Here is a 14,970-nt window from a genome sequence, read left to right on the forward strand (position 1 = left end):
GGTAGAAGGCAGCCTCGATTTCCTGGAGTACCGGTGTGGAGTCAGAATCCATCGTCTATGGCTGCATCCGCGACTGGCCGGCGGACAGCGCGGAGCAGAGCCGCCTGCGTCGTGAGCTCAATCGACAGGTGCTGCGCGAGCTGCCGGCCGGCGATGCCTGGTCGCTCCTCGGTCGCGAGATGTTCGCCTGCTGCGAGCAGCCGGGCGATGGTCTGTACCAGACCCAGGTGATCCATTTCGGTGCCAGCTACAGGGCCGTGGAGTACGAGTGGAGTCTCTGGGTGGAGCAGTTCGAGGCCCTGCTCAAGCGCCTGTATTGGGCCAGTGCGGTGGTGCATCTGGAGACCGAGCTCAACGGCACCCATACCTTTCGCTGGGACTCGGAGAGCGGCGGTCACAGTCCCCACGAGGGCGAGCTGCGGGTGCGCTGCGCCTGGGAGCGCGAGAGCGGCTTGCGCGGCTAGGCGTTGCGCCCTGGCCTGGCGCGGCTCACTCGACCAGCGCCTGCAGCCACTCCTTGGGCACCTCGCGTTTCAACGCCAGTTGGCATTGCTGGCTTTCCGGGTCGAAGACGATCACCGCCTCGCCTTTGTCCAGGGCGCGGCGCACCCGCTGCACGCGGGTCTCCAAAGGGGTCTCGTCACCGTTGTCGGTGCCCTCGCGGGTGACGAAGTCCTCGATCAGGTGGGTCAGGGTGTCGGCTTGCAGCAGGTGAGGGGGGATCAACACGGCTCGGTTCTCCAGAACGCTGCGGCGATGCTACCTGCTGGACCGGCAACTGGCCAATCCGGTGGTCAGTTGTCGGCCCGTGCAGCACTGCGCGTGAGGCCAGGGCGCCGGCAGTGCCGCCTCAGCTCTCCTCGCCGCGTTGGCCGAGCAGGCTGTCGACGGCGGGCACCCGGGTATCGCTGGCCATCTGCGTGTCGTGCTCCAGTTGGTGGCTGAAGCGGTCCAGCGAGCCTTGCGCGGGCTGGGCATCGCTGGCGAACACCGGCGGGCTGAGTATATAGGCGCTGAGCAGCCGGCTCAGCGCCACCAGGCTGTCGATATGGGTGCGCTCGTAGCCATGGGTGGCATCGCAGCCGAAGGCCAGCAGGGCGGTGCGCACGTCATGGCCGGCCCCCACCGCCGACTGGGCGTCGCTGTGGTAGTAGCGGAACAGGTCGCGGCGCACCGGGATCTCGTGTTCGCCGGCCAGGCGTAACAACTGCCGCGACAGGTGGTAGTCGTGGGGGCCGCCGGAGTCCTGCATGGCGACGCTGACCGTGTGCTCGCTGGAACTCTGGCCCTGGGCCACCGGGGCGATATCCACGCCGACGAACTCGCTGACGTCCCAGTGCAGCGCCGCGGCCGCGCCGGAGCCGACCTCCTCGGTGACGGTGAACAGCGGATGGCAGTCGATCTCCAGCTCCGCGCCGCTCTCGACTATGGCCTTGAGCGAGGCGAGCAGGGCGGCGACGCCGGCCTTGTCGTCCAGGTGGCGGGCGCTGATGTGGCCGCTCTCGGTGAACTCCGGCAGCGGGTCGAAGGCGACGAAGTCGCCGACCGACACGCCGAGGGATTCGCAGTCGGCGCGGGTGGCGCAGTAGGCGTCCAGGCGCAGCTCGACGTGGTCCCAGCTGATCGGCAGCTGATCCACCTCGGTATTGAAGGCATGCCCGGAGGCCAGCAGCGGCAGCACGCTGCCACGGATCACGCTGGTTTCGGTGAAGACGCTGACCCGGCTGCCTTCGGCGAAGCGGCTGGACCAGGTGCCGACCGGGGCCAGGCCCAGGCGGCCGTTATCCTGAATGGTGCGGACGATGGCGCCGATGGTGTCCAGGTGGGTCGACACCGCGCGATCCGGACTGCTCTGCTTGCCCTTGAGGGTGGCGCGGATGGTGCCGCGGCGGGTCAGTTCGAAGGGGATGCCGATCTCTTCCAGGCGTTCGGCGACGTAGCGCACGATGGTGTCGGTAAAGCCGGTCGGGCTGGGGATGGCGAGCATCTCCAGCAGGACTTTCTGCAGGTATTCGAGGTCGGGTTGGGGCAGTTGCTGCATAGAGGACTCCTTTGCTCGTGGGCTCCTGGTCCTGTGCCTATGGCGTCAACAGGGGAGGTGGCGGGCCGCTGCGAGTGACTGCGCGAGCCACTCGACGGCCCGGTACCTAGCCGGTCACCTGGCTGAGGGGGAACAGCAGGTCGACGAAGCGCTCGGCGGTCGGCTGCGGCTCATGGTTGGCCAGGCCGGCGCGCTCGTTGGCCTCGATGAACACGTGTTCGGGGCGGTCGGCCGCCGGTACCAGCAGGTCGAGGCCGACCACCGGGATGTCCAGGGCCCGGGCGGCCTTGACCGCCGCTTCGGCCAGGGCCGGATGGAGGCTCTCGGTGACGTCCTCGAGGCTGCCGCCGGTGTGCAGGTTGGCGGTCTTGCGCACGGCCAGGCGCTTGCCGGCGGGCAGGATGCTGTCGTAGTCGACCCCGGCGGCGTGCAGGGTGCGCAGGGTTTCCGCGTCCTTGGGGATGCGGCTCTCGCCACCGGTGGCGGCCTGGCGTCGACGGCTCTGTGCGTCGATCAGGTCGCCGATGCTATGGCGGCCGTCGCCGACCACCTCGGCCGGGCGGCGGATGGCGGCGGCCACCACCTCGAAGCCGATCACCAGGACGCGCAGGTCGCAGCCCTCGTGGAAGCTCTCCAGCACTACGCGGTCGTCGAACACCCGGGCGCGCTCGATGGCGGCCTGGACTTCGCCCGGGCTGCGCAGGTCGACCGCAACGCCTTGGCCTTGCTCGCCATCCACCGGTTTGACCACCAGGCTGCCGTGCTCGGCGAGGAACGCCGCGTTGTCCTCGGCGCTGCCGGCCAGGCGCTGGGCCGGCAGCTGCAGGCCGGCACGCATCAGGGCGCGATGGGTCAGACGCTTGTCCTGGCACAGGGTCATGCTCACCGCGCTGGTCAGGTCGGTCAGCGACTCGCGGCAGCGGATGCGTCGACCGCCGTGGCTGAGGGTGAACAGGCCCGCCTCGGCATCGTCGACCTGCACCTCGATGCCGCGGCGCAGGGCTTCGTCGACGATGATCTTGGCGTAGGGGTTGAGCTCGGCCTCCGGGCCCGGGCCGAGGAACAGCGGCTGGTTGATGCTGTTCTTGCGTTTGACGCTGAAGGTCTGCAGCTCGCGGAAGCCCAGCTTGGCATACAGCCCCTTGGCCTGGCGGTTGTCGTGCAGGACGGACAGATCGAGATAGCTCAGGCCACGGCTCATGAAGTGTTCGATCAGGTGGCGAACCAGCACCTCGCCGACCCCGGGGCGACTGCAGTGCGGGTCGACCGCCAGGCACCAGAGGCTGCAGCCGTTTTCCGGGTCCTTGAAGGCCTTGTCATGGTTCAGGCCCATGACGCTGCCGATCACCGAGCCGCTCTCTTCGTCCTCGGCCAGCCAATACACCGGTCCGCCCTGGTGGCGGGGGGTGAGCTTGGCCGGGTCGATCGGCAGCATGCCGCGCATCTGGTATAGGCAGTTGATCGCCTGCCAGTCCTCGGCGTTCTGCGCGCGGCGTACCCGGTAGCCGCGAAAGCCGCGGCGCGCCGGACGGTAGTCGCTGAACCACAGGCGCAGGGTGTCCGACGGGTCGAGAAACAGCTGCTGCGGCGCCTGGGCCAGAACCTGATGGGGCGCGGCGACGTACAGGGCGATATCGCGCTCGCCGGGGCGCTCGCTGAGCAGTTCCTCGGCCAGCGTGGCCGGGTCGGGGTAGGTGTGGCCGATCAGCAGGCGTCCCCAGCCGCAATGTACGGCCCGTGACTCGCAGGGCTTCACCCCGCGCTCTTCGGCGAAGCGCGCCTGCAGGCGCTCATAGGAGGGCGCCTGGCCGCGCAGGAGGCGTTGGTTGTAGGCAGTGGCTCGCATGGAGATGTTTCCTTAGCTGTCCGCAGCGCCCGGATCGTTGCCGGGGCGTGAGTTCAGTCGTGACTTCTCCGGATTACATCCGGCTACGGCGTGTGGAACGCAGCAGGGCGGAATTTCTCCGCCCTGCGCAGTTGCTACAGGCCTTGCTCGCTCAACCACAGGTTGAGCGCCGCCATCTGCCAGAGTTTCGAGCCGCGTAGCGGCGTGAGCTGGCCATCCGGATCGGTCAGCAGGCGGTCGAGCATGGCCGGATTGAACAGGCCGCGGTCCTGGCTCGGGTCGATCAGCAGGTCGCGGACCCAGTCCAGTGTAGCCCCCTGCAGATGCTTGAGGCCCGGCACCGGGAAATAGCCCTTGGGCCGGTCGATCACCTCGTTGGGGATCACCTGGCGCGCGGCTTCCTTGAGCACGTGCTTGCCGCCGTCGGGCAGCTTGAAGCGGGCCGGAATACGCGCCGACAGCTCGGCCAGGCGGTAGTCGAGGAACGGCGTGCGCGCCTCCAGGCCCCAGGCCATGGTCATGTTGTCGACCCGCTTGACCGGGTCGTCGACCAGCATCACCGTGCTGTCCAGGCGCAGCGCCTTGTCCACCGCGCTCACCGCGCCGGGCTTGGCGAAGTGCTGACGGACGAACTCGCCGGCATGGTCGTCGGTCAGCCACTCGGGCTGCACGCACTGGGCGTATTCCTCGTGTTCGCGGTCGAAGAACGCCTTGCGGTAGGCGGCGAAGGCATCCTCGGCGCCGTCCACCAGCGGGTACCAGTGGTAGCCGGCGAACAGCTCGTCGGCGCCCTGGCCGCTCTGCACCACCTTGCAGTGCTTGGCCACTTCCCGCGAGAGCAGGTAGAAGGCGATGCAGTCGTGGCTGACCATCGGCTCGCTCATGGCACGGAAGGCGGCCGGCAGCTGTTCGATGATCTCGTTCTCGCCGATGCGTAGCTGATGGTGGCGGGTGTGGAAGCGCTCGGCGATCAGGTCCGAGTACTGGAACTCGTCGCCGCGCTCGCCGCCGGCGTCCTGGAAGCCGATGGAGAAGGTCGACAGGTTCTCCACCCCGGCCTCGCGCAGCAGGCCGACCAGCATGCTCGAGTCGACGCCGCCGGACAGCAGCACGCCGACGTCCACCGCGGCGCGCTGGCGGATCGACACCGCCTCGCGCATGCCGTCGAGCACCTTGTCGCGCCAGTCCTCCAGCTCGAAGGCGATTTCCTCGCGCTTGGGGCCGTAGTCCAGCTGCCACCAGCTCTGCTGCTCGCAGTTGCCCTGGGTGTCGACGCGCATCCAGCTGGCCGGTGGCAGCTTCTCGACGCCGGCGAGAATGGTGCGCGGCGCCGGCACCACGGCGTGGAAGTTCAGGTAGTGGTTCAGGGCGACCGGGTCCAGGGTCTTGCCGATATCGCCGCCGGCCAGCAGGGCCGGCAGGCTCGAGGCGAAGCGCAGGCGCTGGCCGCTGCGCGACAGGTACAGCGGTTTGACGCCGAGACGGTCGCGAGCGATGAACAGCTGCTGCTTGTCTCGTTCCCACACGGCGAAGGCGAACATGCCGTTGAGCTTGGGCAGCAGGTTGGTGCCCCAGGCGTGATAGCCCTTGAGCAGCACCTCGGTGTCGCCGCCGGAGAAGAAGCGGTAGCCGAGTGCTTGCAGCTCGTCGCGCAGTTCCGGGTAGTTGTAGATGGCGCCGTTGAACACCATGGACAGGCCCAGATCGCTGTCGATCATGGGTTGGCCCGAGGCTTCGGCCAGATCCATGATCTTCAGCCGACGATGGCCAAGGGCAACCGGCCCCTGGCTGTGAAAGCCGTGCGCGTCAGGACCGCGCGGCGCTAAATGATGGGTGATTCGCTCTACTGCGGCCAGGTCGGCCGCCTGCTGATCAAAACGTAGTTCTCCAGCTATTCCGCACATAGTTTTCCTTACCGGTATTGCCGTTGGGGAGTCGTCCGGGCTCGCCGAACCTTTTACATGGGAACAAGAAAATGCTTTTATGTCAAAGTTTTAATGCGTTGTAGTTAGGTGGTTATGCCCGAAAAAATAGTTTCTACTGAAATGGATTTGTCATCTGTCATGGCGTTCGAACTGCCGATTTTCCAGGCCCTGCGGCGCCTGCAGCAGGCCGGCGAGGTGCATGCCAAGCGCCTGGCGCGCTTCGGTGGGCTGACGCCCATGCAGCTGATGATCTTGCAGGTTCTGGCGGGCGAGGAGCGTTTGACGGCCAGCGATCTGAGCGGGCGGGTGAGCCTCACCGCAGCGACCCTGTCGGGCATGCTCGATCGCCTGGAGGAGCGCGAGCTGCTGCACCGTCAGCGCGACGATCAGGATCGTCGCCGCCAGTGGTTGCTGCTCAGCGATGCCGGGCGCGAGCTGGTGCGGCAGGCGCCGAGCCTGCTGCCGCCGGGGTTCCGCCAGCGCTTCGCCGCGCTGGCCGACTGGGAGCGCCATAGCCTGACCGCGGCGTTGCTGCGTGCCGCGGAGCTGTGCGGGGAGATGGAGTGAGGGTGCCCGACTTCAGGCCTTGGCGTTGCGGATCAGCTGGCGCAGGGCGAAGCGATTGGGGTGGCAGGCCTCGGCCACCTCGCGCGGTAGCGGCAGGGGCTCGTCGTTCAGCCAGGCGGCCAGCAGCTCGCCGGACAGCGGGGCGGTGATCAGACCGCGGGAGCCGTGGCCGCTGTTGACATACAGGCCTGCGAGCCAGGGGCAGGGCGTGTCCGGCACCTGGCGGGCGTCCTTGCCGAGCACCGCGTAGGCCGCGGCGAAGGCGTCGCGCTCGGCCAGGGGGCCGACGATCGGCAGGTAGTCGGGGCTGGTGCAGCGAAAGGCGGCGCGGCCTTGTAGCCGGGCAGGATCGAGCTCGGTGGCGTGCAGGCGCTGGCTCAGATCCCTGGAGATTTCTTCGAGTAGCCGCAAGTTGCCTGCGTGCTCGGCGCTGTTAGGCGTCAAGTCATTGCTGTGGAAATCGAAGCTGGCGCCCAGGGTGTGTTCGCCCAGGCGCGCCGGGGCGACGTAGCCCTCGGCACAGACCACGGTCGACAGCGCACGGCTGTCCTGGGTCTGCGGCAGGCTGCTGATCTGCCCGCGAATGCGCTTGAGCGGCAGCGCGGCGCTGCAGGGAAAGCGCTTGATCTCAGCGGCCCCGGCCAGCACCACCAGCGGGGCGGCGGCGAGCAGCCGGTCGCCATTCCAGGCTTGCCACTGTCCGGCGTCGCGGCGCAGTTCCAGGGCCTCGTTATGGGTCAGTAGGCGGATATTCGAGTGCTGGCCGAGCAGGCGGCACAGCGCCGGTGGATGCACCCAGCCAGCCTGGGGGTAGAACAGGCCGCCGGCGGGCAGCGTGACGCCGGCCCGGCGCTCGGCCGCGGCCCGCTCCAGGGAATGCAGCAGCTCGGTGGGGAAGGCCGCCGCCAGCCGTGCCTGGCGTTGGGCCTCCTTGGCGTCGAAGGCCAGTTGCAGCACGCCGCAGTCGTCCCAGTCCTGGCCGCGCGGCAGCTGTTCGAGCAGGCGACGGCTGTGGCCGAAACCGCTGACGATCAGTCGCGACAGCGCCGTGTGGTGGGCCGAGAGCTTGAGGTAGAGCACGCCCTGGGGATTGCCGGAGGCTTCCTGGGCGATTTCGGCGTGGCGTTCCAGCAGGCTGACCCGCCAGCCGCGGGCGGCCAGGCTGGCGGCGGTGGCACAGCCGGCCAGGCCGGCACCGATCACCAGGGCATGACGCTCGCCGGTGTGTCTGGGCGGGCGGGCGAACCAGGGTTTGCTCGCCGGCGCCGGTGCGCCCGTAAAGCGTCCCTTGAGGACCTCCCACTTCTTGCCCTGGCCGGGCATCCGCTTGACCTCGAAACCGACCGCCTTGAGGCCTCGGCGCACCACGCCGGCACTGGTGAAGGTGCCGAAGCTGGCAGCCGGTGCGGACAGGCGGGCCAGCTCGGCGAACAGCTCGGCGGTCCACAGTTCCGGGTTCTTCGCCGGGGCGAAGCCATCGAGGAACCAGGCGTCGACCCGGGCGTCGAGTTGGGGCAGCAGTTCCAGGGCGTCGCCGATCAACAGGGTGAGCACGACCCGGCCGCCGTCGAACAGCAGGCGCTGAAAGCCGGGGTGCAGGGCGAGGTATTGCGCCAGGAGCGGCTCGGCGAAGGGCGCCAGCTCCGGCCACAGGGCCAGGGCGCGTTGCAGATCGGCGCGGCTCAGAGGGTATTTCTCGACGCTGACGAAGTGCAGGCGTGCGCCGGCGGGTGCCCGCTGCGCGAACAGCTGCCAGGCGCAGAGGAAGTTCAGCCCGGTGCCGAAGCCGGTCTCGCCGATCACCAGGTGTTCGCCGTCGCCCAGCGCGGCGAAACGCTCCGCAAGCTGGTTGTTGGCGAGGAAGACGTAGCGGGTCTCTTCCAGGCCGTTGTCCTGGGAGAAGTACACGTCGCCGTACTGGCGCGACAGCGGCTGGCCCTTGGCGTCCCAGTCGAGCTGGGCCTGTTGGGTGCCGGGGAGGGTGTCGGGGGAATCGGGCATGGCGGCCACCAGGTTGAGCAGGCGCGCATTCTAGCCGATCCCCTGGGCGCTATTGCAGGTCCGGCGCGGACAAAGGGCACGACTCTCCGCTAGGCTGCAGGCATTCAATTGCGGGAGCCGTATATGTTCGAATCCGCCGAGATTGGTCATGCCATCGACAGGGAGGTCTTCGAGGCCGAGGCGCCGCTGCTGCGCGAGGCGCTGCTGGAGGCGCAGTACGAGCTGCGCCAGCAGGGGCGCTTCGCGGTGATCATCCTGCTCAACGGCATCGAGGGCGCCGGCAAGGGCGAGACGGTCAAGCTACTCAACGAGTGGATGGACCCGCGGCTGATCCAGGTCAGCACCTTCGATCAGCAGAGCGACGAGGAACTGGCCCGGCCGCCGGCCTGGCGCTACTGGCGCAAGCTGCCGCCCAAGGGGCGCATCGGCATCTTCTTCGGCAACTGGTACAGCCAGATGCTCCAGGGGCGGGTGCGTGGGACGATCAAGAATGCCGAACTGGACCAGGCCATCGGCGGTGCCCTGAGTCTGGAGCAGATGCTCTGCGACGAGGGTGCGCTGATCTTCAAGTTCTGGTTCCACCTGTCCAAGCCGCAGATGAAGGCCCGTCTCAAGGCGCTGCAGGACGACCCGCTGCACAGCTGGCGGATCAGCCCGCTGGACTGGCAGCAGTCCAAGACCTACGACAGGTTCGTGCGTTTCGGCGAGCGGGTGTTGCGCCGCACCAGCCGCGAGCATGCGCCCTGGTACGTGGTGGAGGGGGCGGACGAGTGCTACCGCAGCCTGACGGTCGGGCGCATCCTGCTCGACGGCCTGCAGGCGGCGCTTCGGGCCGAGACGCCGCGCCTGCCCCAGCCCCATGCGGCGCCCCTGATCTCGAGTCTGGACGAACGCGGCCTGCTCGACAGCCTGGATCTGGCCCAGGCGCTGGACAAGGAGGACTACCGCGAGCAGCTGGTCGCCGAGCAGGCGCGTTTCGCCGGCCTGATGCGTGACAAGCGCATGCGCCGACATGCCCTGGTGGCGGTGTTCGAGGGCAACGATGCCGCCGGCAAGGGCGGCGCGATTCGCCGCGTGACCGGCGCCCTGGACCCGCGCCAGTACCAGATAGTGCCGGTGGCGGCGCCCACCGAGGAGGAACGTGCCCAGCCCTACCTCTGGCGGTTCTGGCGCCATGTGCCGGCACGCGGCGGTTTCACCCTGTTCGATCGCTCCTGGTATGGCCGGGTCCTGGTGGAGCGGGTCGAAGGGTTCTGCAGCCCGGCCGACTGGCTGCGCGCCTATGGCGAGATCAACGACTTCGAGGAGCAGTTGACCGAGGCCGGCGTGGTGGTGGTCAAGTTCTGGCTGGCCATCGATTCGGACACCCAGCTGGCGCGTTTCCAGGCGCGCGAGAAGATCCCCTTCAAGCGCTTCAAGATCACCGAGGACGACTGGCGCAACCGCGAGAAATGGCCGCAGTACCGCGAGGCGGTGGAGGACATGGTCGACCGCACCAGCACCGAGATCGCGCCCTGGACCCTGGTCGAGGCCAACGACAAGCGCTACGCCCGGGTCAAGGTGCTGCGCACCCTGAACCAGGCCTTGGAGGCGGCGTTCGCCCGGGACTGACGGCGGCGCGGGTGAGTCCTCGGGCCGGGCGGATGGGCATGCATATGCGGGGTGAATGATCGTCGCGATCGCTGTTGGCCGGCTTCTATGCTCCAGCCATCAGCAACGTCAGCAGCCTGAGGTGCGTCATGCGTGAAGTGGTGATAGTCGACAGTGTCCGGACCGGCCTGGCCAAGTCCTTCCGCGGCAAGTTCAACCAGACCCGTCCCGACGACATGGCGGCCCACTGCGTCGATGCGCTGCTGGCGCGCAACGACCTGGACCCGGCGCTGGTCGACGACTGCATAGTCGGCGCCGGTTCCAACGAGGGCGCCCAGGGCATGAACATCGGCCGCAACGTCGCGGTGCTCTCGGGGTTGGGCACCGGGGTCGCCGGCATGACCCTCAATCGTTTCTGTTCCTCGGGCCTGCAGGCCATCGCCATCGCCGCCAACCAGATCGCCTCCGGCTGCTCCGAGGTGATGGTGGCCGGCGGCGTCGAATCGATCAGCCTGACGCTCAAGAGCGTCAACGGCGACCACCTGTTCAACCCGATCCTGCAGCGGGACGTGCCCGGCATCTACTACCCCATGGGGCGGACCGCGGAGGTGGTGGCCAGGCGCTACGGCGTCAGTCGCGAGGCGCAAGACGCCTATGCCCTGCAGAGCCAGCAGCGCACCGCCCGGGCCCAGGCCGAGGGCCTGTTCGCCGACGAGATCGTGCCGATGAACGTGCGCTATCTGCTCGAGGACAAGGCCAGTGGCGAGCAGCAGCTGGTCGAGGGGCTGGTCGATCGCGACGATTGCAACCGCCCCGATACCACCCTGGAGAGCCTGGCCGCGCTCAGACCGGCCTTCGCCGAGGATGGCTCGGTGACCGCTGGCAATGCCTCGCAGCTGTCCGATGGCGCCTCCATGACCCTGGTGATGAGCCTGGACAAGGCCCTGGCGCTGGGGCTCGATCCCAAGGCATTCTTCCGTGGTTTCACCGTCGCCGGTTGCGCGCCGGACGAGATGGGCATAGGCCCAGTGTTCTCGGTGCCCAAGCTGCTCAAGGCCAAGGGGTTGAGCGTGGCCGATATCGACCTGTGGGAGCTCAACGAGGCCTTCGCCTCGCAATGCCTGTACGCCCGCGACCGGCTGGAGATCGACAACCGGAGGTACAACGTCAATGGTGGCTCGATCGCCATCGGCCATCCCTTCGGCATGACCGGTTCGCGCCAGGTCGGCCACCTGGTGCGCGAGCTGCAGCGGCGCAACCTGCGTTACGGCATCGTCGCCATGTGCGTGGGGGGCGGCATGGGGGCCAGCGGGTTGTTCGAAGCGGTGCGCTGAACCCCGGCCGATCGCCGATCCGCCCCAATAAAGAACCGCCTCGAGTGCGGTTCTTTATTGGGGCGAAATCGTGGGTGGCTAGAAGTTCCGGCTTTCGATGATGTCGTTGGCCTGATTCATGCGGCGGACATAGAGGGCGATTTCCCGCTCGGCATCGACGCGGGTGAAATAGGGGCCTTCCAGGGTGCCTTCGCGGGTGGCGAAAAAGTACTGCCCGTTGACCGCGCTGACTCGTTCGCTGCGGTAGTGCGTGCCGGGGCCGGGATCGACTTGGCGCTGACCGAACATGGGGGGACCTCACACAGTAAGCCTATTGGTCTGAGTCTAATCCGCGTCCACGGGGTTGCCGGAGTTGGCGACCAATGGTTGCTTTTCGGTATGTATCCGGCGTGCTGGTCGAGATTTACGTTACTTTGTCGTCAACCTGATGGCGATACCGAAGGGCCATGGGTACAGTTTTGCTGCATGCCGGTATCGAACTGTAGCTGTGCCGCTTGCCGGTGCCGGCCTAGAATGCTGTTTTATGGCCCCCGTCCGCTCTATTCCAGGCGATTGCGGGTGTCGTGCAGCAGAGGCAGTCATGCATATTTCTTCCGGCCGTTGGCTCTACGGCATGTTTCTGGCGCTGGTGACCGCTCTGCTCTGGGGCATTTTGCCGATCAAACTCAAAGAGGTGCTGCAGGTGATGGACCCGGTCACGGTGACCTGGTACCGCCTGCTGGTGGCGGGCGCCATCCTGCTCGCCTATCTGGCGGCGGCGCGGCGGCTGCCGAGCTTTCGCCCGTTGGGGCGGCGCGGCGGCTGGTTGCTGGCGCTGGCGATCGCCGGCCTGAGCGGCAATTACGTGCTCTACCTGATCGGTCTCAATCTGCTCTCGCCGGGGACCACCCAGCTGGTGATCCAGGTCGCGCCGATCCTGCTGCTGGTCGGTAGCGTGCTGGTCTTTCGCGAGCGCTTCGGCCTGGGGCAGGGGGTGGGCCTGGCCCTGCTGCTGTCGGGTTTCGCGCTGTTCTTCAATCAGCGTCTGGAGGAGTTGCTGAGTTCGTTGAGCGACTACACCACGGGTGTGCTCATCGTGCTGCTGGCGGCCTTCGTCTGGGCCTTCTACGGACTGGCGCAGAAGCAGTTGCTGACGCGCTGGAACTCGCTGCAGGTGATGATGGTGATCTACCTGGCCTGCGCCCTGTTGCTCACGCCCTGGGCACGGCCCTGGCAAGTGCTGCAGCTGAGCCCGGCGCAAGGTTGGCTGCTGCTGGCCTGCTGTCTGAACACCCTGGTGGCCTATGGCGCGTTCGCCGAGGCATTGGCTCATTGGGAAGCCTCGAGGGTCAGTGCGACCCTGGCCGTCACCCCCCTGGTGACCTTCGCCTCGGTGGCGCTGGCGGCCACCTGGTGGCCGGATCATGTACGCCCCGAGCAGCTCAACTGGATCGCCTACGGCGGGGCCGTGCTGGTGGTGCTGGGGTCGGCGCTGACCGCGTTGGCGCCGTCGTTGCTGGCCGGCCTGCGTGCCCGCCGTGTGCGGAAGCTGGCCGCACTGCCGTAGCGAGTCCTGGCCCGCCTCGGGGCGGGCCGCTGGCGAGGCTAGGCTCAGGCCTGCACGCCCAGCCGTTCGGCGCGCTGCAGCCAGTGCTGGCGCTGGGTCTCGGAGGAGGGGCGCACCGGGGCGAACTCGGCCAGGCGGCGGGTCTTGATGCCGCTGAAACCGAGGATGGTACGGGTCATTTGCCGGTGTGCCGGTGCGCCGTAGATCCAGCGGAAGTACCAGGGCGGGGTGTCCAGAGTCACCAGCAGGTCGGCGGTGCGGCCGCTGAGCAGCTTGTCCCAGGCCTGCGAGCGGCCGCGGTACTTGAAGGCGAAGCCGGGCAGGAACACCCGGTCGAAGAAGCCCTTGAGCAGGGCCGGCAGGCCGCCCCACCAGACCGGGTAGACGAATACCAGGTGCTCGGCCCAGTGAATCTGCCGCTGCGCCTCGAGCAGGTCCGGTTCCAGATGTTGGCCCTGGTCGTAGCCGTCGTGCAGCACCGGGTCGAAGCTCAGCTCGCCCAGCTTCAGCTGGCGCACCACATGGCCCTTGCCGCGCGCGCCCTGGGCATAGGCGTCCCCCAGGGCGTGGCACAGGCCGGCACTCTTGGGGGTGCCGAAGATCATCAGGATGCGCTTGCCATCGCCTTCCAGCGGCGTCGCGCCGCTTTTCGTCTCATTCATGCTTGTCGCTTCCCAGCATGTCCTCGGGGCGAACCCAGGCGTCGAACTGTTCGTCGGTCAGCAGGCCCAGCGCCAGGGCGGCGGCACGCAGGGTGGTGCCCTCGGTATAGGCTTTCTTGGCGATCTGCGCGGCCTGGTCGTAGCCGATGTGCGGGTTCAGCGCGGTCACCAGCATCAGGCCGCGCTCCAGGTGTGCGGCCATCTGCCCGGCGTCCGGCTCCAGGCCGGCGACGCAGTGCAGCTGGAAGTTGCGGCAGCCGTCGGCCAGCAGGCGCACCGACTGCAACAGGTTGTGGATGATCACCGGCTTGAACACGTTCAGTTGCAGGTGGCCCTGGCTGGCGGCGAACCCTATGGTCACATCGTTGCCCAGCACCTGGCAGGCGAGCATCGACAGCGCCTCGCACTGGGTCGGGTTGACCTTGCCGGGCATGATCGAGCTGCCCGGTTCGTTGGCCGGCAGGCGTACCTCGGCCAGTCCGCCGCGGGGGCCGGAGCCGAGCAGGCGCAGGTCGTTGGCGATCTTCATCAGGGCCACGGCGAGGGTCTTCAAGGCGCCGGAGAGCGTGGTCAGCGGCTCGTGGCCGGCCAGGGCGGCAAACTTGTTGGGCGCGCTGACCAGGGGCAAGCCGCTGAGGGCGGCCAGTTCCGCGGCGATGGCCTGGGCGAAGCCCTGGGGCGCGTTGAGCCCGGTGCCCACGGCTGTGCCGCCCTGGGCCAGTTCGCAGACCGCCGGCAAGGCGCCGCGAATCGCCTGTTCGGCGTAGCGCAGCTGGGCGACGAAGGCCGACAGTTCCTGGCCGAAGGTGACGGGCGTGGCATCCATCATGTGGGTGCGGCCGGTCTTGACCAGCTTGGCGTGGCGCGCGGCCTGCTCGGCCAGGCCGCCGGACAGCTCGGCCAGCGCCGGCAATAGCTCATGCTGCACGGCCCGGGCGGCGGCGATGTGCATGGCGGTGGGAAAACTGTCGTTGGAGCTCTGCGCCTGGTTGACGTGGTCGTTCGGATGCACCGGGCTCTTGCCACCGCGGGCGCCCCCGGCCAGCTCGTTGGCGCGGCCGGCGATCACCTCGTTGACGTTCATGTTGCTCTGGGTGCCGCTGCCGGTCTGCCAGACCACCAGGGGAAACTGGTCGTCGTGGTCGCCGGCAATCACCTCGTCGGCGGCCTGTTCGATCAGTCGGGCGATGTCCTGGGGCAGGTTGCCGATGCGGCCGTTGACCCGGGCGGCGGCTTTCTTGATCAGGGCCAGGGCATGCACGACAGCCAGGGGCATGCGCTCTTCGCCGATGGCGAAATTGATCATCGAGCGTTGGGTCTGGGCGCCCCAGTAGGCGTTTGCGGGGACCTCGATCGGGCCGATGCTATCGGTTTCGGTGCGGCTCATGGGAATTCTCCGGGGGCGGTCTAGCCAGTTTAGGCCGCGCCGACCGTTGCGGGTTCCCTCGAGGCGAGCTC

General features: G+C 68.0%; 12 protein-coding genes and 1 pseudogene. 5 read left to right on the forward strand and 8 right to left on the reverse strand.

All coding sequences use genetic code 11. The features are described 5' to 3' along the window. Positions 1-35: 35 nt before the first annotated feature. Complete coding sequence (locus SBP02_RS08590) at positions 36-464, forward strand: hypothetical protein (RefSeq protein ID WP_318645966.1); 429 nt, start codon at positions 36-38, stop codon at positions 462-464. A 25-nt stretch (positions 465-489) separates the two neighbouring features. Here SBP02_RS08590 and SBP02_RS08595 read toward each other — a convergent pair whose 3' ends face one another. From SBP02_RS08595 to SBP02_RS08610, 4 genes and pseudogenes are all read right to left on the reverse strand, one after another. Next, positions 490-729 carry a YheU family protein gene (locus SBP02_RS08595; RefSeq protein ID WP_318645967.1) on the reverse strand — a complete coding sequence of 80 codons (240 nt, stop codon included), beginning with the start codon at positions 727-729 and terminating at the stop codon, positions 490-492. A gap of 121 nt (positions 730-850) precedes the next feature. Further along, positions 851-2,041: an osmoprotectant NAGGN system M42 family peptidase gene (locus SBP02_RS08600; RefSeq protein ID WP_318645968.1), complete on the reverse strand. Its 1,191-nt coding sequence runs from the start codon at positions 2,039-2,041 to the stop codon at positions 851-853. Between the two features lie 106 nt (positions 2,042-2,147). After that, positions 2,148-3,903 (reverse strand): annotated as a pseudogene (gene ngg, locus SBP02_RS08605) (N-acetylglutaminylglutamine synthetase); the annotation flags it as partial. 118 nt (positions 3,904-4,021) lie between these two features. Beyond that, positions 4,022-5,791, reverse strand: coding sequence for an N-acetylglutaminylglutamine amidotransferase (locus SBP02_RS08610; RefSeq protein ID WP_318645969.1), 1,770 nt, complete (start codon positions 5,789-5,791; stop codon positions 4,022-4,024). 114 nt (positions 5,792-5,905) lie between these two features. On the opposite strand from SBP02_RS08610, the gene SBP02_RS08615 reads away from it, so the two are divergent. Continuing rightward, positions 5,906-6,379, forward strand: coding sequence for a MarR family winged helix-turn-helix transcriptional regulator (locus tag SBP02_RS08615; RefSeq protein WP_318645970.1), 474 nt, complete (start codon positions 5,906-5,908; stop codon positions 6,377-6,379). 12 nt (positions 6,380-6,391) lie between these two features. Here SBP02_RS08615 and mnmC read toward each other — a convergent pair whose 3' ends face one another. Next, positions 6,392-8,380 carry a bifunctional tRNA (5-methylaminomethyl-2-thiouridine)(34)-methyltransferase MnmD/FAD-dependent 5-carboxymethylaminomethyl-2-thiouridine(34) oxidoreductase MnmC gene (gene mnmC, locus SBP02_RS08620; RefSeq protein ID WP_318645971.1) on the reverse strand — a complete coding sequence of 663 codons (1,989 nt, stop codon included), beginning with the start codon at positions 8,378-8,380 and terminating at the stop codon, positions 6,392-6,394. A 123-nt stretch (positions 8,381-8,503) separates the two neighbouring features. Between mnmC and pap the strand changes: the two genes are divergently transcribed. Both pap and SBP02_RS08630 read left to right on the forward strand, forming a co-directional pair. Then, entirely contained in the window at positions 8,504-9,991 is a 1,488-nt protein-coding gene (gene pap, locus SBP02_RS08625; RefSeq protein WP_318645972.1) for a polyphosphate:AMP phosphotransferase, read from the forward strand. Between the two features lie 128 nt (positions 9,992-10,119). Beyond that, entirely contained in the window at positions 10,120-11,304 is a 1,185-nt protein-coding gene (locus SBP02_RS08630; protein WP_318645973.1) for a thiolase family protein, read from the forward strand. A 78-nt stretch (positions 11,305-11,382) separates the two neighbouring features. Here the strand turns inward: SBP02_RS08630 and SBP02_RS08635 are convergent, their stop codons facing one another. After that, positions 11,383-11,592, reverse strand: coding sequence for a DUF6316 family protein (locus SBP02_RS08635; RefSeq protein WP_318645974.1), 210 nt, complete (start codon positions 11,590-11,592; stop codon positions 11,383-11,385). 292 nt (positions 11,593-11,884) lie between these two features. On the opposite strand from SBP02_RS08635, the gene SBP02_RS08640 reads away from it, so the two are divergent. Beyond that, the gene (locus SBP02_RS08640) at positions 11,885-12,850 is read left to right on the forward strand and encodes a DMT family transporter (RefSeq protein ID WP_318645975.1); all 966 of its coding nucleotides are present in this window, start codon (positions 11,885-11,887) and stop codon (positions 12,848-12,850) included. Positions 12,851-12,894: 44 nt separating this feature from the next. Here the strand turns inward: SBP02_RS08640 and SBP02_RS08645 are convergent, their stop codons facing one another. Together SBP02_RS08645 and SBP02_RS08650 are read right to left on the reverse strand one after the other, a co-directional pair. Beyond that, the gene (locus SBP02_RS08645) at positions 12,895-13,512 is read right to left on the reverse strand and encodes an NAD(P)H-dependent oxidoreductase (RefSeq protein ID WP_318645976.1); all 618 of its coding nucleotides are present in this window, start codon (positions 13,510-13,512) and stop codon (positions 12,895-12,897) included. Further along, complete coding sequence (locus SBP02_RS08650) at positions 13,505-14,899, reverse strand: class II fumarate hydratase (protein WP_318645977.1); 1,395 nt, start codon at positions 14,897-14,899, stop codon at positions 13,505-13,507. The genes SBP02_RS08645 and SBP02_RS08650 overlap by 8 nt, the downstream gene beginning before the upstream one ends. Between the last annotated feature and the right edge of the window lie 71 nt (positions 14,900-14,970).

Source organism: Pseudomonas benzenivorans, assembly GCF_033547155.1.
In the GTDB taxonomy this organism is placed as follows: Bacteria; Pseudomonadota; Gammaproteobacteria; order Pseudomonadales; family Pseudomonadaceae; genus Aquipseudomonas; species Aquipseudomonas benzenivorans_B.

What these genes read in the sequence shown, in the direction of transcription:
- SBP02_RS08615 (WP_318645970.1), top strand. Translation starts at nt 5,906, where the DNA reads ATGCCCGAAAAAATAGTTTCTACTGAAATGGATTTGTCATCTGTCATG.
- mnmC (WP_318645971.1), bottom strand. Translation starts at nt 8,380, where the DNA reads ATGCCCGATTCCCCCGACACCCTCCCCGGCACCCAACAGGCCCAGCTC.
- SBP02_RS08630 (WP_318645973.1), top strand. Translation starts at nt 10,120, where the DNA reads ATGCGTGAAGTGGTGATAGTCGACAGTGTCCGGACCGGCCTGGCCAAG.
- SBP02_RS08635 (WP_318645974.1), bottom strand. Translation starts at nt 11,592, where the DNA reads ATGTTCGGTCAGCGCCAAGTCGATCCCGGCCCCGGCACGCACTACCGC.
- SBP02_RS08600 (WP_318645968.1), bottom strand. Translation starts at nt 2,041, where the DNA reads ATGCAGCAACTGCCCCAACCCGACCTCGAATACCTGCAGAAAGTCCTG.
- pap (WP_318645972.1), top strand. Translation starts at nt 8,504, where the DNA reads ATGTTCGAATCCGCCGAGATTGGTCATGCCATCGACAGGGAGGTCTTC.
- SBP02_RS08640 (WP_318645975.1), top strand. Translation starts at nt 11,885, where the DNA reads ATGCATATTTCTTCCGGCCGTTGGCTCTACGGCATGTTTCTGGCGCTG.
- SBP02_RS08645 (WP_318645976.1), bottom strand. Translation starts at nt 13,512, where the DNA reads ATGAATGAGACGAAAAGCGGCGCGACGCCGCTGGAAGGCGATGGCAAG.
- SBP02_RS08610 (WP_318645969.1), bottom strand. Translation starts at nt 5,791, where the DNA reads ATGTGCGGAATAGCTGGAGAACTACGTTTTGATCAGCAGGCGGCCGAC.
- SBP02_RS08650 (WP_318645977.1), bottom strand. Translation starts at nt 14,899, where the DNA reads ATGAGCCGCACCGAAACCGATAGCATCGGCCCGATCGAGGTCCCCGCA.